The organism is Vibrio sp. PNB23_22_6 (assembly GCF_052877535.1).
Genome location: NZ_JBNFXP010000021.1, coordinates 29,016 through 47,201, shown reverse-complemented (window position 1 = coordinate 47,201; position 18,186 = coordinate 29,016). Strand labels below are relative to the sequence as shown.

Sequence of the window (18,186 nt, the reverse complement as noted above, 5' to 3'; positions counted from 1 at the left end):
CACATGCACAAGTGCACATTATTAGAGGGATAGATCAATGACTAACTTAACTCGCCGCCAACAAATTGATGCACTGGAAAAAGATTGGGCAACCAACCCACGCTGGAAAAACGTAAAGCGTACTTACACAGCGGAAGAAGTGGTAGAACTACGCGGTTCTATGGTGCCTGCGAACACAATCGCACAACGTGGTGCTGACAAACTTTGGTCACTGGTTAACGGTAGCTCAAAGAAAGGCTACGTAAACTGTCTTGGTGCACTGACGGGAGGTCAAGCCGTACAGCAAGCAAAAGCGGGTATTGAAGCTATTTACCTCTCGGGCTGGCAGGTAGCGGCGGACAACAACACCGCTTCGACTATGTACCCAGACCAATCCCTTTACCCAGTAGACTCTGTACCGTCAGTAGTAAAACGCATCAATAACTCATTCCGTCGCGCAGACCAAATCCAGTGGTCAGCAGGTAAGTCGCCAGAAGACGAAGGTGGTATTGATTACTTCCTACCAATCGTAGCGGATGCAGAAGCAGGTTTTGGTGGCGTTCTTAATGCGTACGAGCTAATGAAATCAATGATCGACGCAGGTGCGGCGGGTGTTCACTTTGAAGACCAGCTGGCATCAGTGAAGAAGTGTGGTCACATGGGCGGTAAAGTATTGGTTCCAACTCAAGAAGCAGTACAGAAACTGGTCGCAGCTCGTCTAGCAGCAGACGTTGCAGGCACTACAACACTCGTAATCGCACGTACCGATGCAAACGCAGCAGACCTGCTAACGTCTGATTGCGACCCATATGACAAGGACTTTATTCAAGGAGAGCGCACACCAGAAGGTTTCTACCGTGTTCGTGCAGGTATCGACCAAGCAATCTCTCGTGGTCTAGCTTACGCACCATACGCGGATTTGATCTGGTGTGAGACGGCAACGCCATGTCTAGAAGAAGCGCGTAAGTTTGCAGAAGCGATTCACGCAGAGTACCCAGACCAACTGTTGGCATATAACTGTTCGCCTTCATTCAACTGGGAGAAGAACCTAGACGCTGAAACCATTGCTAAGTTTCAACAAGAGCTGGCTGATATGGGCTACAAATATCAGTTCATCACGCTAGCGGGTATCCACAACATGTGGTTCAATATGTTCGAACTGGCACATGCTTACGCACAAGGCGAAGGTATGCGCCATTACGTTGAGAAAGTACAGCGTCCTGAGTTTGAAGCGGCAGAAAAAGGTTACACTTTTGTGGCGCATCAACAAGAAGTTGGTACGGGCTACTTTGATAGAATGACCAATACCATTCAAGGTGGTAACTCATCAGTGACAGCACTGACTGGTTCTACCGAAGAAGATCAATTCTAACAAACGTAGAGTCCACAATTACGACGAGAGTCATGACATCTTTGAGCGGCGATTGGGCCGCTCTTTTTTTGTTTGTGCCATTGGTTGAGCAAAATGACCACATATCCAGAAAGGTTTAGTCTTCTGACTCTATTTCCTCGGGCTCAACCTCTTCTTGCAGTTCCAGTAAGTTAATTGCGATCGTGACAAAATCTGAATCAGTGATAATGCCGACTAAATGACCGTGGTTCACCACTGGCAAGCAACCTACTTTATGCTTCTGCATATAGATAGCACTTTCTTTTAATCCAGCCCTTGGTTCCGCCGTCATGATGTTAGTGTGCATCATTTTATGAAGTGGCGTATCGAAAGTGAAAGATTGTTCAGTCTCATCAGGGTGCAAACTGGATTCTTGAGCAGCAAGAATATCTCGATGTGTCACTAAACCTTGTAGATGGTCATTGGCATCTACAACCGGAATATGTCTAATATCGAGCGCTTCCATCATGTCTCGAGCCTCACGCAATGTGTTGCTACTAAAAAGGGTATGAGGATTGCGAGTCATCATGTCTTCAACTTTGATCATAGAGACCTCCAAAGGCGTTGTCCTTTTCCTAAATATAGAGAATATTTTGCCCTTTATCTGGGAGCTAACTCGTTTTTCACTAATAAATTAATGCAATTAGATGAAGATCAATCAGGGGAGGGAATAGGTTGGTCATTTACATAAAGCCGTCTACTAAAAGAGAAGGTGATCCTGCATTGTAAGATGGGAGTGAAACATGTAAGCGCTATCATGAATGACCAAAGCTAAGGCAGTATAGCCTTAGCTTTGGTTACTCTTAACTTTGTCTATAATGGACACAGATCAGACCATATGCTTTGGCATCAACACAGCTACCAATGTAACTTTTATTAGGCAGATTAACTGCGCACAAGTGCGGTACTTGCTTCAGCTTACATGCATCTTGTAACGTTTTTAACGTCTCTTGTTCAGAGCTTGCTAACGTATTAGCAGAAAAAGAAATAATGGCGGCGCTGAATAGCGTAATTAACATCTTCATACTTACCTCAAAAGTTCGAACATAGAGCAAGTTGCTCATTGTCAATATAGTCTAAAAGTGAACTTATTGAGTGATTTGATAATAACGAAGCATGCCGATGTATATCTATACGTCGTGGAACAATACGCTCTTCATGTCTTATTACATTCTTAGTGGACGCTTTTGCCATCAATCGAAAGGGATTTGCTTGCTATTGCAGCATGTAAACATATACTAGTCTGCTGCGAAAAACTCGTCGCAATTTTATCGTCGTCTTTGACGTGATTTGACCAATATATAAGACAAGTAACATGCAAGTATCAGATTTCCATTTCGACCTTCCAGATGAACTCATCGCTCGTTACCCTCAGCCAGAGCGTACCGCTAGCCGACTACTGCAAATGGACGGTAATACTGGCGAGCTAGTGGATGGCACATTTACCGATGTGTTGGACCATGTTCAAGCCGGTGACCTCGTGGTTTTCAATAATACCCGCGTTATCCCTGCCCGTATGTTTGGTCGTAAAGAATCAGGCGGTAAGTTAGAAGTACTAGTGGAGCGCATGCTCGACGACAAGAGCATTTTGGCTCACGTACGCTGCTCAAAATCGCCAAAACCAGGCTCCACCGTTATTGTTGGCGAAAATGATGAATACTCAGCAGAGATGGTGGCTCGTCATGATGCATTGTTTGAGCTGAAATTTAATTCTGATAAGACGGTGCTAGAAATTCTGGAACAGATCGGTCATATGCCACTTCCACCCTATATTGACCGCCCAGATGAAGACGCAGATAAAGAGCGTTACCAAACGGTTTACAGCCAAAAACCGGGTGCGGTAGCCGCGCCAACCGCAGGCTTACATTTTGATGATGTTCTGCTAGAGAAAATCAAAGCGAAAGGCGCCGAATTTGCTTATGTGACGCTGCACGTCGGTGCGGGTACATTTCAACCGGTAAAAGTGGATGATATTAACGATCACCACATGCACGCGGAATACGTTGAAGTGCCACAAGACGTGGTTGACGCTATTCATGCCACCAAGGCCCGTGGCGGTAGAATCATTGCCGTTGGTACAACATCGGTTCGTTCACTGGAAAGTGCAGCGCAAGACGCGTTGAAGAAAGGCACAGAATTGGTTCCATTCTTTGGCGATACCGAAATCTTTATCTACCCTGGTTACGAGTACCAGTTGGTGGACTGCTTGATCACCAACTTCCACTTGCCAGAATCAACACTGATTATGTTGGTGAGTGCGTTTGCAGGTTATGAGAACACCATGAATGCATACCAGCATGCGGTTGAGAACAACTACCGTTTTTTCTCTTATGGTGATTCAATGTTCATCAAGAAGAAAACGGCATAAACCCCTCCCTAACCCTCCTCTTAAAAAGGTGAGGGAATAAAAGCGCTGAGGCGTGGGTTTCTCCCCCCTTTCTAAGGGAGAGGCTAGGAGGGGGCAACGATTTACGAGTGCTAGCAGTAAGCTAGGAAACAGAGCAGAACCACTGCTTTGTCTCTCGCACGGAAAGCGACCACTCCTTAAAGTGGGGGTTACCCCTAAAAAACATTGTCAGACTGTTTCTCTGACACTCGGAGGCATCGTGAAATTATCATTCGATCTTAAGAAGAAAAACGGCAATGCGCGTCGTGGTCAATTGACCTTCGAACGTGGCACTGTTCAAACGCCAGCGTTCATGCCGGTAGGTACTTACGGTACCGTTAAAGGCATGACACCAGAAGAAGTAAAAGGCACGGGCGCAGAAATCCTGCTCGGTAACACTTTCCACCTATGGCTGCGTCCAGGCCAAGAAGTGATGAAAATGCACGGTGACCTGCACGACTTCATGAACTGGCATGGTCCGATCCTTACCGATTCAGGCGGTTTCCAAGTATTCAGCCTGGGTAAAATGCGTACTATTACAGAGCAAGGTGTACATTTCCGCAACCCAGTAAACGGTGACAAAATTTTCATGGACGCAGAGAAGTCGATGGAAATCCAAAAAGACTTAGGCTCTGACATCGTTATGATTTTCGACGAGTGTACGCCATACCCAGCGACACACGATGAAGCGAAAAAATCGATGGAAATGTCACTACGTTGGGCGCAGCGCTCGCGTGATCACTTCGATAAACTAGAAAACCCGAACAACCTATTTGGTATCGTTCAAGGTGGTGTATACGAAGACCTACGAGATGTATCGGTAAAAGGTCTAACTGACATTGGCTTTGACGGTTATGCGGTGGGTGGTCTTGCCGTCGGTGAACCGAAAGAAGACATGCATCGCATTCTTGAGCACACGTGCCCACAACTTCCAGAAGATAAACCACGTTACTTGATGGGTGTTGGCAAGCCAGAAGACTTGGTCGAAGGTGTTCGCCGTGGTATCGACATGTTTGACTGTGTAATGCCAACCCGTAACGCGCGTAACGGCCACCTATTTGTGACTGGTGGTGTGATCAAGATCCGTAATGCGAAACACAAAACGGATACAACACCGTTAGATCCGCACTGTGACTGTTACACTTGTCAGAACTACAGCAAGTCGTACCTTCACCACCTAGAGCGTTGTAACGAAATCCTAGGTGCGCGCCTGAATACTATCCATAACCTACGTTACTACCAACGTTTGATGGAAAGCATTCGTAAGGCGATTGATGAAGATCGTTTCGATGAGTTTGTTCAAGAGTTTTACGCTCGTCGTGACCGCGAAGTGCCACCACTAGGTAAAGCATAAAAAATTAAAGCCTTTGGCATGTCGCCAGAGGCTTTTGCTAATAAAGTAGGCAAAAGCATATTATTTTTGAGAGAGTGATCTCTATTAGTCACATTCAGACTTGAATCTAAATTGCGAAAGCCCAACTTTTTGGATTATTAATAAAATATAATGAGGATGTTTTAATGTTTATTTCTCAAGCTCACGCAGCAGCAGAAGGCGCACCAGCAGGTGGCGGTTTTGAAATGCTAATCATGCTAGGCATGTTCGCAGTGATCTTCTACTTCATGATCTATCGCCCACAAGCAAAGCGTGTAAAAGAACACAAGAGCCTGATGTCTTCGATGGGCAAAGGTGACGAAGTACTAACAAGCGGTGGTCTAGTAGGTAAAATCACTAAGATCAGTGAAGAGAACGACTACATTTCAATTGAGCTAAATGCAAACAATGAAGTTGTGATCAAGAAAGACTTCGTAACGGCAGTGCTACCAAAAGGTACGCTTAAGTCTCTATAAAACAGCTAAAGGATCCTCGCTGTGCTAAACCGTTATCCGTTATGGAAGTATTTGATGGTATTCTTCGCCATCATCACCGCTGCGTTGTACGCACTTCCAAATATCTACGGTGAAGATCCGGCTGTTCAAATTACAGGGGCGCGTGGCGCCTCTGTTGATATGTCAACGCTGGATGCTGTCACTAACGCTCTTGATAAAGAGCACCTTTCTTATAAAACCATTGCTCTCGAAAATGGTTCAATCCTTGTTCGTTTCAATGATACTGATACTCAGATCAGTGCGCGCGATATTATCAGCGAAGCGCTTGGCAAAGATAAAATTGTCGCTCTCAACCTAGCGCCATCTACGCCAGACTGGCTAGAAGCCATTGGTGCGTCACCACTTAAACTGGGTCTTGACCTGCGTGGTGGTGTTCACTTCTTGATGGAAGTGGATATGGACGCGGCAATGGAAAAGCTAGTTGGTCAACAAGAAGAAGCGTTCCGTAGTGAGCTTCGTGAAGCCAAAGTTCGCTACCGTGCAATTCGTCCTTCTGGTAAAGAGGGAGTCGAAGTATTGCTACGTAATGAAGAACAACTGGCGGAAGCGAAGGCGACGCTAGAGAAGAATCACCCTGACATGAACTTTGTCGACTCTGATTCGAATGGCCGTTACGCTTTGATTGCCACCTTTACTGAGCAACGTTTACAAGAGATCCGTAACTACGCTGTAGAACAAAACATCACGATTCTACGTAACCGTGTAAACGAGCTGGGTGTTGCTGAACCATTGGTGCAACGTCAAGGTGCTAGTCGCATCGTCGTTGAGCTTCCCGGTGTTCAAGATACCGCTCGTGCGAAGGAAATCCTAGGTGCAACGGCAACGCTAGAGTTCCGCGAAGTCGATGATAAAGCGGACCTATCAGCCGCGGCAAGTGGTCGTGCGCCAGCAGGTAGCGAAATCAAGATGGATCGTGATGGTCGCCCTGTTGTATTGAAGAAGCGCGTTATTCTTGGTGGTCAAAGTATCACGGATGCAAGCTCAAGTGTTGATGAATACGGTCGTCCGCAAGTGAACATCTCGCTAGACAGCGAGGGTGGTAACAAGATGTCAGCGTTCTCTAAAAAGAACATCGGCAAGCTAATGGCAACCGTGTTTGCAGAATACAAAGACAGTGGTCGTCGTACGCCAGAAGGCAAAGTGATCCTTGATAAACACGAAGAAGTCATTAACCAAGCAACGATTCAATCGGCTCTTGGCCGTAACTTCCGTATCACAGGTATCGACTCTGCGGCAGAAGCGCACAACCTAGCACTTCTACTACGTGCTGGTGCACTTATCGCCCCTATCTCTATCGTTGAAGAGCGTACCATTGGTCCATCAATGGGTCAGCAAAACATCGATATGGGTATTCAAGCATGTATCTGGGGTATGGTAGCAGTAATGATCTTTACTCTGCTTTACTACCGTGGTTTTGGTCTGATCGCGAACGTTGCACTGATGGCAAACTTAGTGCTTATCATCGGTATTATGTCGATGATTCCAGGTGCAACCATGACGCTTCCGGGTATCGCTGGTATCGTTTTGACAGTGGGTATGGCAGTCGATGCGAACGTACTGATATTCGAACGTATCCGTGAAGAGCTTCGCGATGGCCGCAGTCCACAACAAGCGATTCATCAAGGTTACGCTAATGCATTTAGCACCATTGCCGATGCGAACATCACCACCCTTATCACAGCAATCATTCTGTTTGCTGTTGGTACAGGTGCAGTGAAAGGCTTCGCGGTAACGCTATCTATCGGTATCTTGACCTCTATGTTCACCGCAATCATAGGTACACGTTGTATCGTGAACTTGGTGTACGGTGGCAAGCGCGTTAAGAAATTGTCGATCTAAGGCTGGGAATTATTATGTTTCAAATTCTAAAAGCAGAAAACACGATCGGCTTTATGCGTTGGTCGAAAGTCGCGTTCGTATTCTCTATCTTTATGATCGCTGCTTCTATCTTCACGCTATCAACCAAGTGGTTGAACTGGGGTCTAGACTTTACTGGTGGTACGCTCATCGAGGTAGGTTTTGAACAACCAGCAAACCTTGAAGAAATTCGTGCAGCTCTAGATTCACAAGGCTTCGGCGATGCGACGGTACAAAACTTCGGTAGCGCTCGTGATGTAATGGTTCGTCTTCGTCCACGTGACGATATGTCTGGTGAAACGCTAGGTAACCAAATCATTGGTGCTATTAAAGAAGGCACGGGTGAAAGCGTAGAAATGCGGCGTATCGAATTCGTAGGTCCAAACGTTGGTGATGAACTAACGGAAGCAGGCGGCCTAGCGATTCTTGTGTCGCTAATCTGTATCCTGATCTACGTATCGATCCGATTCGAATGGCGTCTAGCAGCAGGTGCGGTAATGGCACTGGCACACGATATCATCATCACGCTGGGTGTCTTCTCGTTCCTACAAATCGAAGTTGACCTAACCATCGTAGCGGCACTACTAACGGTAGTTGGTTACTCGCTCAACGATACCATTGTTGTATTCGACCGGATTCGTGAAAACTTCCGTAAGATGCGTAAGGGTGAGCCTTCAGACATCATGGACGCTTCAATTACTCAAACATTGAGCCGTACTTTGATTACGTCTGGTACGACGTTGTTCGTAGTAATTGCACTGTTCACTCAAGGTGGTGCGATGATTCACGGTTTCGCGACCGCACTTCTACTAGGTATCACAGTAGGTACGTACTCTTCTATCTACGTAGCATCAGCACTAGCGCTAAAACTGGGTATCCAGAAGGAGCACTTGATGCCACCTCAAGTAGAAAAAGAAGGTGCAGAGTTCGACGAGATGCCATAAGGCAGATTGAGAACCGAAACCGAAAGCAAAAACCGCTGAGTAATCGGCGGTTTTTTTGTATCTGAGTTGTGTCGCTGAAGAGCCTCGCACATCATTCGTCCTCAATGTGTAGACACATTTTAGAACGAGACTGACAGATGTAAAAAAGCCCCGCTCAGAGAGCGAGGCTTTTTGAAAGTCATCAGCGTGGCGGGCTTAGTATGCCGCCATCATCTTACTTAAGGATCGCGCTGTTACCGTTTTCACGAATGTGCTTAAGGATAGATTTTACGCCACGAGCACTTGAAGCAACGATGTTGCCAGACTTCATGTAATCAGTTCCGCCAGCAAAGTCAGTTAGGATAGCACCAGCTTCACGAGCAATCAGCTCACCAGCCGCCATATCCCATGGCTTCAGACCTAGCTCGAAGTAACCATCTACGCGACCTGCAGCGACATAACATAGATCAAGAGCTGAAGAGCCAGAACGACGGAAATCGGCACATTCAGTAAATAGAGAGCCAATGATCTTGATGTAAGATTCAGAGTGTTGCTTCTGTTTGAATGGGAAACCAGTCGCAAGAACAGTACCGTGTAGGTCTTTAAGCGGAGTAACACGGATACGAGCGTTGTTTAGTTGAGCGCCAGCACCGCGTTGTGCAGTGAATAGCTCGTTTTGCATTGGATCGTATACACAAGCCACTTCAGTTTTACCTTTGAAGCGAACTGCGATAGATACTGCGAAAGTTGGGTAACCTTTTACAAAGTTATTAGTGCCATCCAGTGGGTCGATGATCCATTGTACGTCTTTATCTTTACCTTCGATAAGACCAGCTTCTTCAGCAACGATACAGTGCTCTGGGTAAGAGTGCTTGATAGTATCGATGATGATAGCTTCTGCTTCTTTGTCTACATTAGTAACAAAGTCATTAGTGCCTTTTAGCGTAGATTCAATTTTATCTGTGTTTTCTAATGATTTAGCAATGTGATTGCCTGCCTTTCGCGCAGCGCGAATAGCAATGTTTAGCATTGGATGCATACGAATTTCCCAACGGATGTTAAAGAACAAATGAAAGCGGCCGCGAGTATACCAGAGTTAAAACAAAAAGGAAGTGGTTATTTTTTGTCCTCCGTTCTAGTGCGTAGTGGTCCATGTATCGTGATGAAGTGCACCAATTGATGAGAATGCCAGTAGAAAGCGGCTTCTCTATAGGGCGTGTTAAAAAAATATGGTAACATTCTGCGGTTTTAAACTAGGTAGCAAACACAGATGTTGGATCAAGTAAAAATCGTACTCGTCGGAACTTCTCATTCAGGCAACATTGGCTCGGCTGCACGCGCAATGAAAGTCATGGGTTTAAGCCAACTTGTATTGGTTGATCCGCAATGTGAAGTGGATGACCAAACTCTTGCTCTTGCCGCTGGTGCTGGTGATATTGCTCAAAACGCAACAGTCGTAAGTACGCTAGAGGAAGCCATTGAAGATTGTGGTCTTGTCGTCGGCTCTAGTGCTCGTTCACGCACACTTGAATGGCCAATGCTTGAGCCACGCGAATGTGGTGAGAAATTTGCCGTTGAAGGCCAAAAGCACCCTGTTGCATTGGTCTTTGGCCGTGAGAGAACTGGCCTAACTAATGACGAATTGCAGAAGTGTCATTACCACGTTTGCATTCCAGCTAATCCTGAATACAGTTCACTTAACTTAGCGATGGCGGTACAAACGCTGAGCTATGAAGTTCGCGTTGCACACCTCAACCTAGAGCAAAGCCAATACGTGCCAAGTGAGCCTGAAGAGTACCCACGCCATAAAGAGCTAGAAATGTTCTTTGAGCACCTTGAAAAGGTGATGGTTGATACCCAATTTATCAACAAAGAACAGCCAGGTCAGGTGATGAACAAACTTCGTCGCTTGTACTCACGTGCACGACCAGAGGCTCAAGAATTGAATATTCTGCGTGGTGTTTTGACAGCGATCGAAAAGAAACTCTGAATAAACAATAACCACTTTAGATGTAAGGGTGAATACCTGACTAAAATAGTCAAATAAATACTTGACCATTTTAGTCGGGTATGGAAGAATCATAATCATTACAAACCATGTGGATACGGTGTGGTATGAAACTTACATCTAAAGGAAGATATGCGGTGACAGCCATGCTGGATGTGGCACTGCACTCGCAACAAACCCCGGTACCTCTTGCAGACATCTCCGAGCGCCAGGGGATCTCGCTCTCTTATTTAGAGCAGCTGTTTTCGAAATTGCGTAAAGCAGGCTTAGTCACTAGCGTTCGTGGTCCTGGTGGTGGTTACCGACTGGGTGCCGATGCACACAGTATCGCTATCGGTACCGTAATTGCTGCTGTTGATGAGTCAGTCGATGCAACCAAATGCCAAGGCAAGGGAGGTTGTCAAGGTGGGACTCGTTGCCTAACTCACACACTATGGCGTGACTTAAGCTCTCGTATCAGCGACTTCCTGAATAACATCACGCTCGGTGAGCTGATGACAGACAACGAAGTAATAGAAATTTCTGATCGTCAGGACATTGATCTGGCGGTGACTCATGGGCTATCAAACAAAAATACAACCGCCGCGCCCATCGGTGTAAACGTCCGCTCTTAGCGGTCAGCTTTTTACATTGGAGTAGAGAATGAAACTGCCGATTTATCTAGATTATTCCGCTACGTGTCCAGTTGATCCACGTGTTGCTGAAAAAATGGTTCAGTACATGACAATGGATGGGACATTTGGCAACCCAGCTTCACGTTCGCACCGTTATGGCTGGCAGGCAGAAGAAGCTGTAGATACTGCCCGTGAGCAAATTGCTGACCTTCTAAATGCAGATCCACGCGAAATTGTCTTCACCTCTGGTGCGACTGAATCTGACAACCTTGCAATCAAAGGTGCCGCTCATTTTTACTCTAAAAAGGGTAAACATATCATCACTTGTAAAACAGAGCATAAAGCGGTTCTTGACCCATGTCGTCAACTAGAGCGCGAAGGCTTTGAAGTGACTTACTTAGAGCCAGAATCAAACGGCCTGATTGACCTAAACAAACTTCAAGCAGCAATGCGTGAAGATACTGTTCTCGTATCAATCATGCACGTAAACAATGAGATTGGTGTTATTCAAGACATCGCAGCAATCGGCGAGTTATGTCGTGAACGTAAGATAGTGTTCCACGTAGATGCTGCACAATCTGCGGGCAAACTGCCAATCGATGTTCAAGAGTTGAAAGTAGACCTAATTTCACTGTCAGCACACAAAATCTATGGCCCTAAAGGTATTGGCGCACTTTACGTACGTCGTAAACCTCGTATTCGCCTAGAAGCGCAAATGCATGGTGGTGGTCACGAACGTGGTTTCCGCTCTGGTACGCTACCGACTCACCAGATCGTAGGTATGGGTGAAGCGTTCCGCATCGCCAAAGAAGACATGCAGAAAGATTACGATCACGCATTAGCACTTCGTAACCGTCTTCTAGATGGTGTGAAAGATCTTGAAGCGGTAACGGTGAATGGTGATTTAGAACAGCGTGTACCACACAACTTAAACGTGAGCTTTGCATTTGTTGAAGGCGAATCACTCCTGATGTCACTGAAAGATCTCGCAGTATCATCAGGTAGTGCATGTACTTCAGCGAGTCTAGAGCCATCTTATGTGCTTCGTGCGCTAGGTCTTGACGACGAACTGGCTCACAGCTCTGTACGTTTCTCATTTGGCCGTTTCACGACTGAAGAAGAAATTGATTACGCAATTGAACAAATCCGCGTTGCAGTGACTAAGCTACGCGACATGTCTCCTCTATGGGATATGTACAAGGAAGGGGTTGATCTGAGCACGGTTGAATGGGCTCATCATTAATCTCACGGACTGAATAGAGGATTCGAGGTAATTTATCATGGCATACAGCGAAAAAGTAATTGATCACTATGAGAACCCACGTAACGTAGGTTCATTCGATAAAGAAGATCCATCAGTAGGTAGCGGCATGGTTGGCGCACCAGCTTGTGGTGACGTAATGAAGCTTCAAATTAAAGTGACACCAGAAGGCATCATTGAAGACGCGAAATTTAAAACTTACGGTTGTGGTAGCGCAATCGCATCAAGTTCACTAGTGACAGAGTGGGTGAAAGGTAAGTCGATCGATGAAGCGGCTGCTATCAAAAACTCTGAGATTGCAGAAGAGTTGGAGCTTCCTCCCGTGAAAGTGCACTGCTCAATCCTAGCGGAAGATGCAATTAAAGCAGCGGTTGCTGACTACAAGAAAAAACACCAAGAATAAGTATTCCGTATATAATGGGAGCCTGTAACGCTCCCATTTCAATCGTAATTTAGACAGACGTAAGGTGCAGTATGGCCATCACAATGACAGAAACAGCGGCGAGTCGCGTAAAAGCATTCCTAGATAACCGAGGCAAAGGTATCGGTTTGCGTCTTGGAGTGAAGACGACAGGCTGTTCCGGTATGGCTTATGTGCTTGAGTTTGTTGATGAGCTTAATGAAGACGAAGATGAAGTATTCGACCACTCGGGTGTCAAGATCATCATCGACAAAAAAAGCTTGGTGTACTTAGACGGCACTGAACTGGATTACGTGAAGGAAGGCTTGAACGAAGGCTTTGAATTCAACAACCCGAATGCGAAAAGTGAATGTGGTTGTGGTGAAAGCTTCAACGTCTAATTGATTGGCCTTTTGGGCAACCGAGTCCAGAGGGCTTTACTAGGACCCGAACTTAATGAATCACTTTGAATTATTTGGGCTACCAAGTCAGTTTACGCTGGATGGTAGCCTTCTTTCTTCTCAGTTCTTAGAACTGCAAAAACGCTTTCATCCAGATAATTTTGCCACAGCGTCTGAGCGCGACCGTTTAATGGCTGTTCAAAAAGCAGCGCAAATTAATGATGCTTACCAAGTTTTGAAACAGCCAATCTCACGTGCAGAATACATCTTGGCAGAAAATGGCATTGAAATCCACGGTGAACAGCAAACCATGCAAGACCCAATGTTCCTAATGGAACAGATGGAGCTGCGTGAAGAATTAGAAGAAATTGCTGACAGCTCTGATCCTGAATCAGCGCTTTTTGACTTTGATGCTAAGGTCAGCAAAATGTACAAACAGCATTTGGCGAATGTAGAACAAGAACTTGATAATGGTCTTTGGGCAGAAGCTGCAGACCGCGTTCGTAAACTTAAATTCATAGCCAAACTAAAGAACGAAATTGAACTGGTCGAAGACAAGCTCCTCGGCTAGTTAGCGTGACAAGGACTCATCATGGCACTACTTCAAATCGCAGAACCGGGCCAAAGCTCGGCACCTCATCAGCATAAGTTAGCAGCGGGTATCGACTTAGGTACCACGAACTCTTTGGTTGCTTCTGTACGCAGTGGCAATGCCACGACTTTAACGGATGAGCAGGGACGTAGTATTCTGCCGTCGGTTGTAAACTATGCGCAAGAATCGGCGATGGTTGGTTATGACGCGAAAGCAAAAGCAGAGCTAGAGCCTGAAAATACCATTATTTCGGTAAAGCGTTTGATTGGCCGCTCATTGAAAGACATTCAATCTCGTTACCCATCTTTGCCTTACCAGTTTAAAGAGAGCGATAATGGTCTTCCTATTCTGAAAACGGCTCAAGGTGATAAGAACCCGATTGAAGTTTCTGCAGACATTCTAAAAGCACTCGGAAAACGTGCAGAAGAGACGCTTGGCGGGGAACTTGCTGGTGTCGTGATTACCGTTCCAGCTTACTTCGATGACGCTCAACGTGCCGGTACTAAAGATGCGGCAAAATTGGCAGGTCTTCATGTACTACGTCTGCTTAACGAGCCAACTGCAGCAGCTATCGCTTACGGTTTGGATTCTGGTCAAGAAGGTGTGATTGCGGTTTACGATTTAGGTGGCGGTACTTTTGATATCTCTATCTTACGTCTGTCAAAAGGCGTATTTGAAGTCTTGGCGACGGGTGGTGATTCAGCGTTAGGTGGCGATGACTTTGACCATCTTCTTGCTGACTATCTGATGGAGCAAGCGGGGCTAGAAGCGCCACTTTCTGCAGAGAAAAACCGTGTACTGTTAAACATTGCCACTGCAACTAAGATTGCTTTCTCTGAGCATGACAGCGTGGATGTTGATGTTTTTGGCTGGAAAGGCTCAGTCACTCGCGAACAGTTCGAAGAGTTGATTCGCCCATTGGTGAAGAAAACCTTGATGTCTTGCCGTCGCGCGCTTAAAGATGCTGACGTTGATACCGAAGACGTGCTTGAAGCCGTGATGGTTGGTGGCTCTACTCGTACTCTACTGGTACGTGAAATGGTGGGTGAGTTCTTTGGTCGCACACCACTAACAAGCATTAACCCAGATGAAGTGGTTGCGATTGGTGCTGGCATCCAAGCGGACATTCTAGCGGGTAACAAACCTGATTCAGAAATGCTGCTGCTTGATGTTATCCCATTATCACTTGGCATTGAAACCATGGGCGGCTTGGTAGAGAAGATCATTCCTCGTAACACCACCATTCCTGTTGCTCGTGCGCAAGAATTTACCACGTTCAAAGATGGTCAAACGGCGATGAGCGTACACGTGGTACAAGGTGAGCGTGAGATGGTCGATGACTGTCGTTCACTGGCACGTTTCTCGCTGAAAGGTATTCCGCCAATGGCGGCAGGTGCAGCGCACATTCGTGTGACTTATCAAGTGGATGCTGATGGTCTTTTATCTGTGACGGCAATGGAGAAGAGCACTGGCGTTCAATCTGAGATTCAAGTGAAGCCTTCTTACGGTTTGAGCGACAACGAAGTTGCGAACATGTTACGTGATTCGATGGCCTACGCGAAAGAAGACATGCAAGCACGTGCGCTTGCAGAACAACGTGTTGAAGCAGACCGTGTGATTGAAGGTTTGATTGCAGCGATGCAAGCGGATGGTGATGAGCTACTATCAGAGCAAGAGAAACAAGCGTTGTTAAATGTGATTGAAGCACTGATTGAGCTTCGCAATGGTGAAGATGCGGATGCGATTGAGCAAGGCATTAAAGACACCGACAAAGCAAGCCAAGATTTTGCATCGCGCCGTATGGATAAATCGATTCGAGCTGCACTGTCAGGTCAATCAGTAGATGATATATAAGAGATAAGTAGTTATGCCTAAGATTATTGTATTACCGCACGAAGATTTATGCCCAGAAGGTGCAGTGTTGGAAGCAAAAACTGGTGAAACCGTTCTGGACGTGGCACTGAAAAACGGTATCGGTATTGAGCATGCCTGTGAAAAATCATGTGCATGCACCACATGTCACGTGATCATTCGTGAAGGTTTTGATTCACTAGAAGAAAGTGAAGAGCTTGAAGACGACATGCTAGATAAAGCGTGGGGGCTAGAGCCTGAATCTCGTCTTGGTTGCCAAGCAAAAGTGACAGATGAAGACTTGGTTGTTGAGATCCCAAAATACACGTTGAATCACGCGTCAGAAGATCACTAATACGATCTCCCTGTGATAGGGAAAACGAAAAGGAAGATGAGCAATGAAATGGACAGATTCTCGCGACATCGCGATAGAGCTTTGTGACAAGTTTCCGGGTGTGGATCCTAAGACGGTACGTTTTACCGATCTCCATCAATGGATCATGGAGTTAGATGAGTTCGATGATGAACCAAACCATTGTAACGAAAAGATCCTCGAAGCGGTGATCTTATGCTGGATGGATGAAGCAGACTAACGCTCAAATCGGCGGCAAAACGCAGCCGAGTTAACAATTCTTACTAAAAAAAGCGGACCTCTCGGTCCGTTTTTTTATCCAATTGACATTTTTTCCCTACATAGTGCTAACATCCGTTAGTTATTAAAAAAGAAGAGGCGTAGGTAACGCCGTTATAAGACAAGGAGAAACCATGTCTACACAGATGTCTGTATTTCTAAGCCAAGAACCAGCGGCACCACATTGGGGCGACAAAGCACAGCTTTCTTTCGCTGAGAATAGCGCAACCATTCACCTAGATGAAGGTCACGATCTTGGTGCGATTCAACGTGCAGCGCGTCAACTCGATGGCCAAGGAATTCGTTTTGTTCTACTTGCGGGTGACAACTGGGACTTAGAGAGCATTTGGGCTTTCCACCAAGGATACCGTAACCCTAAGAAACACGGCGCACTAGAGTGGGTTGCACTGCCAGAAGCGGATCAAGCAGAGCTTCATGCTCGTATTACCGCGACTGACTTTACCCGCGATATCATCAATAAAACCGCAGAAGAAGTCGCACCGCGTCAATTGGCGACGATGGCGGCAGAATTTATCAAGTCAGTTGCGCCTCAAGGTACCGTGACGACTCGCATCGTAAAAGACAAAGACCTGCTTTCAGAAGGCTGGGAAGGTATCTACGCTGTAGGCCGGGGATCAGAGCGCACATCTGCAATGTTACAGCTAGATTACAACCCAACCGGTGATGAAAACGCACCAGTATTTGCGTGCCTAGTGGGTAAAGGTATTACCTTTGACTCTGGCGGTTACAGCTTGAAGCCATCAAACTTTATGACAGCAATGAAAGCGGACATGGGCGGTTCTGGCACCATCACCGGTGGCCTTGGTTTAGCGATTCAGCGTGGTTTGAACAAGCGCGTGAAGCTGATCCTTTGCTGTGCTGAGAATATGGTGTCAGGTCGTGCACTTAAGCTTGGCGACATCATCACCTACAAAAATGGCAAAACCGTTGAGATCATGAATACCGATGCTGAAGGGCGCTTGGTGCTTGCTGATGGTCTTATCTACGCAAGTGAGCAAAACCCAGAGCTAATTATTGATTGTGCAACACTCACAGGCGCGGCGAAGAATGCGCTCGGTAATGATTACCATGCACTGATGAGTTTTGATGATGAGCTTTCTCACCACGCTCTAACGGCGGCGAACCAAGAGAAAGAAGGTTTATGGCCACTCCCTCTTGCTGATTTCCACCGTGAGATGTTGCCTTCAAACTTTGCGGATCTGTCCAATATCAGCTCTGGTGATTACTCTCCAGGTGCGAGCACTGCAGCGGCTTTCTTGTCCTACTTTGTAGAAGATTACAAGAAAGGTTGGTTGCATTTTGACTGTGCGGGCACCTATCGCAAGTCGGCATCGGATAAGTGGTCTGCAGGGGCAACAGGTATGGGCGTTCGTACACTTGCTCGTTTCCTGAACGAACAAGCCGCAAAATAAGACTTTTACCAGTGCAGACATCACGTCTGTGCTGGTATAACTAAGAGAGACGCAAGTCACTTATATAAAACTATTATTACAAGTACAAAAAGGAAACTTTATGGCTCTAGAAAGAACGTTTTCAATTGTTAAGCCCGACGCTGTAGAACGCAATTTGATTGGTGAAATTTACCACCGTATCGAAAACGCAGGACTACGTATCGTTGCTGCGAAAATGGTTCACCTGACAGAAGAGCAGGCGAGCGGTTTTTACGCAGAACATGAAGGCAAACCTTTTTTCCCTGCACTGAAAGAGTTCATGACATCTGGCCCTATCATGGTTCAGGTACTTGAAGGCGAAGGCGCTATCGCGCGTTACCGTGAACTGATGGGTAAAACCAACCCAGAAGAAGCGGCATGCGGTACGATCCGTGCGGATTACGCACTGAGCATGCGCCATAACTCCGTTCACGGTTCAGACAGCCCAGAGTCGGCGGCGCGTGAAATCGAGTTCTTCTTCCCAGAATCAGAGATTTGTCCTCGCTAATCTTGTCCTCGTTTGAATTTTAGGCCTCGGATTTTTCTGGGGCTTTT

Annotated in this window: 20 protein-coding genes; 17 read left to right on the top strand and 3 right to left on the bottom strand. The window is 46.2% G+C overall.

The genetic code is table 11. The annotated features are described in order from the left end of the window. The first annotated feature begins 37 nt into the window (after positions 1-37). A complete protein-coding gene (gene aceA, locus ACVA54_RS15480; protein ID WP_099080630.1) occupies positions 38-1,351 on the top strand; it encodes an isocitrate lyase in 1,314 nt (437 codons plus the stop codon). 115 nt (positions 1,352-1,466) lie between these two features. On the opposite strand, the gene ACVA54_RS15475 is transcribed toward aceA, so the two are convergent. Both ACVA54_RS15475 and ACVA54_RS15470 read right to left on the bottom strand, forming a co-directional pair. Continuing rightward, the gene (locus ACVA54_RS15475; protein ID WP_099080629.1) at positions 1,467-1,916 is read right to left on the bottom strand and encodes a CBS domain-containing protein; all 450 of its coding nucleotides are present in this window, start codon (positions 1,914-1,916) and stop codon (positions 1,467-1,469) included. 256 nt (positions 1,917-2,172) lie between these two features. Then, positions 2,173-2,394, bottom strand: a complete 222-nt coding sequence (locus ACVA54_RS15470; protein WP_099080628.1) for a hypothetical protein — start codon at positions 2,392-2,394, stop codon at positions 2,173-2,175. 290 nt (positions 2,395-2,684) lie between these two features. Between ACVA54_RS15470 and queA the strand changes: the two genes are divergently transcribed. From queA to secF, 5 genes are all read left to right on the top strand, one after another. Further along, on the top strand, positions 2,685-3,737 hold the full coding sequence (queA, locus tag ACVA54_RS15465; RefSeq protein WP_099080627.1) for a tRNA preQ1(34) S-adenosylmethionine ribosyltransferase-isomerase QueA: 1,053 nt from the start codon (positions 2,685-2,687) through the stop codon (positions 3,735-3,737). A 238-nt stretch (positions 3,738-3,975) separates the two neighbouring features. Next, positions 3,976-5,109 carry a tRNA guanosine(34) transglycosylase Tgt gene (gene tgt, locus ACVA54_RS15460; RefSeq protein ID WP_099080626.1) on the top strand — a complete coding sequence of 378 codons (1,134 nt, stop codon included), beginning with the start codon at positions 3,976-3,978 and terminating at the stop codon, positions 5,107-5,109. Positions 5,110-5,273: 164 nt separating this feature from the next. Beyond that, positions 5,274-5,603: a preprotein translocase subunit YajC gene (gene yajC / locus ACVA54_RS15455; RefSeq protein ID WP_099080625.1), complete on the top strand. Its 330-nt coding sequence runs from the start codon at positions 5,274-5,276 to the stop codon at positions 5,601-5,603. 21 nt (positions 5,604-5,624) lie between these two features. Then, entirely contained in the window at positions 5,625-7,481 is a 1,857-nt protein-coding gene (secD, locus tag ACVA54_RS15450; protein ID WP_099080624.1) for a protein translocase subunit SecD, read from the top strand. A gap of 14 nt (positions 7,482-7,495) precedes the next feature. Then, positions 7,496-8,443 carry a protein translocase subunit SecF gene (gene secF / locus ACVA54_RS15445; RefSeq protein ID WP_099080623.1) on the top strand — a complete coding sequence of 316 codons (948 nt, stop codon included), beginning with the start codon at positions 7,496-7,498 and terminating at the stop codon, positions 8,441-8,443. A 214-nt stretch (positions 8,444-8,657) separates the two neighbouring features. Here the strand turns inward: secF and suhB are convergent, their stop codons facing one another. Beyond that, a complete protein-coding gene (gene suhB / locus ACVA54_RS15440) occupies positions 8,658-9,461 on the bottom strand; it encodes an inositol-1-monophosphatase (RefSeq protein WP_099080622.1) in 804 nt (267 codons plus the stop codon). Positions 9,462-9,692: 231 nt separating this feature from the next. Between suhB and trmJ the strand changes: the two genes are divergently transcribed. The 11 genes from trmJ to ndk all read left to right on the top strand — a co-directional run bounded on the left by trmJ (position 9,693) and on the right by ndk (position 18,139). Next, positions 9,693-10,412 carry a tRNA (cytosine(32)/uridine(32)-2'-O)-methyltransferase TrmJ gene (gene trmJ, locus ACVA54_RS15435; RefSeq protein WP_099080621.1) on the top strand — a complete coding sequence of 240 codons (720 nt, stop codon included), beginning with the start codon at positions 9,693-9,695 and terminating at the stop codon, positions 10,410-10,412. Positions 10,413-10,537: 125 nt separating this feature from the next. Continuing rightward, positions 10,538-11,044, top strand: a complete 507-nt coding sequence (iscR, locus tag ACVA54_RS15430; protein ID WP_099080620.1) for a Fe-S cluster assembly transcriptional regulator IscR — start codon at positions 10,538-10,540, stop codon at positions 11,042-11,044. Positions 11,045-11,072: 28 nt separating this feature from the next. Continuing rightward, entirely contained in the window at positions 11,073-12,287 is a 1,215-nt protein-coding gene (locus ACVA54_RS15425; RefSeq protein WP_099080619.1) for an IscS subfamily cysteine desulfurase, read from the top strand. 37 nt (positions 12,288-12,324) lie between these two features. Beyond that, complete coding sequence (iscU, locus tag ACVA54_RS15420; protein ID WP_005483070.1) at positions 12,325-12,708, top strand: Fe-S cluster assembly scaffold IscU; 384 nt, start codon at positions 12,325-12,327, stop codon at positions 12,706-12,708. A gap of 71 nt (positions 12,709-12,779) precedes the next feature. Further along, positions 12,780-13,106, top strand: a complete 327-nt coding sequence (gene iscA, locus ACVA54_RS15415) for an iron-sulfur cluster assembly protein IscA (RefSeq protein WP_099080618.1) — start codon at positions 12,780-12,782, stop codon at positions 13,104-13,106. Between the two features lie 55 nt (positions 13,107-13,161). Continuing rightward, positions 13,162-13,677, top strand: a complete 516-nt coding sequence (gene hscB / locus ACVA54_RS15410) for a co-chaperone HscB (RefSeq protein WP_099080617.1) — start codon at positions 13,162-13,164, stop codon at positions 13,675-13,677. Positions 13,678-13,698: 21 nt separating this feature from the next. Continuing rightward, positions 13,699-15,552, top strand: a complete 1,854-nt coding sequence (hscA, locus tag ACVA54_RS15405) for a Fe-S protein assembly chaperone HscA (RefSeq protein WP_446649731.1) — start codon at positions 13,699-13,701, stop codon at positions 15,550-15,552. 13 nt (positions 15,553-15,565) lie between these two features. Then, a complete protein-coding gene (gene fdx / locus ACVA54_RS15400; protein WP_228066765.1) occupies positions 15,566-15,904 on the top strand; it encodes an ISC system 2Fe-2S type ferredoxin in 339 nt (112 codons plus the stop codon). 43 nt (positions 15,905-15,947) lie between these two features. Beyond that, a complete protein-coding gene (iscX, locus tag ACVA54_RS15395) occupies positions 15,948-16,142 on the top strand; it encodes a Fe-S cluster assembly protein IscX (RefSeq protein ID WP_099080615.1) in 195 nt (64 codons plus the stop codon). 172 nt (positions 16,143-16,314) lie between these two features. Further along, positions 16,315-17,613, top strand: a complete 1,299-nt coding sequence (pepB, locus tag ACVA54_RS15390; RefSeq protein ID WP_099080614.1) for an aminopeptidase PepB — start codon at positions 16,315-16,317, stop codon at positions 17,611-17,613. A gap of 100 nt (positions 17,614-17,713) precedes the next feature. Next, positions 17,714-18,139, top strand: a complete 426-nt coding sequence (ndk, locus tag ACVA54_RS15385) for a nucleoside-diphosphate kinase (RefSeq protein ID WP_099080613.1) — start codon at positions 17,714-17,716, stop codon at positions 18,137-18,139. Positions 18,140-18,186 lie beyond the last annotated feature (47 nt).

Excerpts from the sequence above, each read along its gene's own strand:
- secF (WP_099080623.1), top strand. The coding sequence starts at position 7,496 with ATGTTTCAAATTCTAAAAGCAGAAAACACGATCGGCTTTATGCGTTGG.
- yajC (WP_099080625.1), top strand. The coding sequence starts at position 5,274 with ATGTTTATTTCTCAAGCTCACGCAGCAGCAGAAGGCGCACCAGCAGGT.
- iscA (WP_099080618.1), top strand. The coding sequence starts at position 12,780 with ATGGCCATCACAATGACAGAAACAGCGGCGAGTCGCGTAAAAGCATTC.
- queA (WP_099080627.1), top strand. The coding sequence starts at position 2,685 with ATGCAAGTATCAGATTTCCATTTCGACCTTCCAGATGAACTCATCGCT.
- suhB (WP_099080622.1), bottom strand. The coding sequence starts at position 9,461 with ATGCATCCAATGCTAAACATTGCTATTCGCGCTGCGCGAAAGGCAGGC.
- ACVA54_RS15425 (WP_099080619.1), top strand. The coding sequence starts at position 11,073 with ATGAAACTGCCGATTTATCTAGATTATTCCGCTACGTGTCCAGTTGAT.
- ndk (WP_099080613.1), top strand. The coding sequence starts at position 17,714 with ATGGCTCTAGAAAGAACGTTTTCAATTGTTAAGCCCGACGCTGTAGAA.
- iscX (WP_099080615.1), top strand. The coding sequence starts at position 15,948 with ATGAAATGGACAGATTCTCGCGACATCGCGATAGAGCTTTGTGACAAG.
- ACVA54_RS15475 (WP_099080629.1), bottom strand. The coding sequence starts at position 1,916 with ATGATCAAAGTTGAAGACATGATGACTCGCAATCCTCATACCCTTTTT.
- pepB (WP_099080614.1), top strand. The coding sequence starts at position 16,315 with ATGTCTACACAGATGTCTGTATTTCTAAGCCAAGAACCAGCGGCACCA.
- aceA (WP_099080630.1), top strand. The coding sequence starts at position 38 with ATGACTAACTTAACTCGCCGCCAACAAATTGATGCACTGGAAAAAGAT.
- ACVA54_RS15470 (WP_099080628.1), bottom strand. The coding sequence starts at position 2,394 with ATGAAGATGTTAATTACGCTATTCAGCGCCGCCATTATTTCTTTTTCT.
- iscR (WP_099080620.1), top strand. The coding sequence starts at position 10,538 with ATGAAACTTACATCTAAAGGAAGATATGCGGTGACAGCCATGCTGGAT.
- hscB (WP_099080617.1), top strand. The coding sequence starts at position 13,162 with ATGAATCACTTTGAATTATTTGGGCTACCAAGTCAGTTTACGCTGGAT.
- fdx (WP_228066765.1), top strand. The coding sequence starts at position 15,566 with ATGCCTAAGATTATTGTATTACCGCACGAAGATTTATGCCCAGAAGGT.
- hscA (WP_446649731.1), top strand. The coding sequence starts at position 13,699 with ATGGCACTACTTCAAATCGCAGAACCGGGCCAAAGCTCGGCACCTCAT.
- iscU (WP_005483070.1), top strand. The coding sequence starts at position 12,325 with ATGGCATACAGCGAAAAAGTAATTGATCACTATGAGAACCCACGTAAC.
- trmJ (WP_099080621.1), top strand. The coding sequence starts at position 9,693 with ATGTTGGATCAAGTAAAAATCGTACTCGTCGGAACTTCTCATTCAGGC.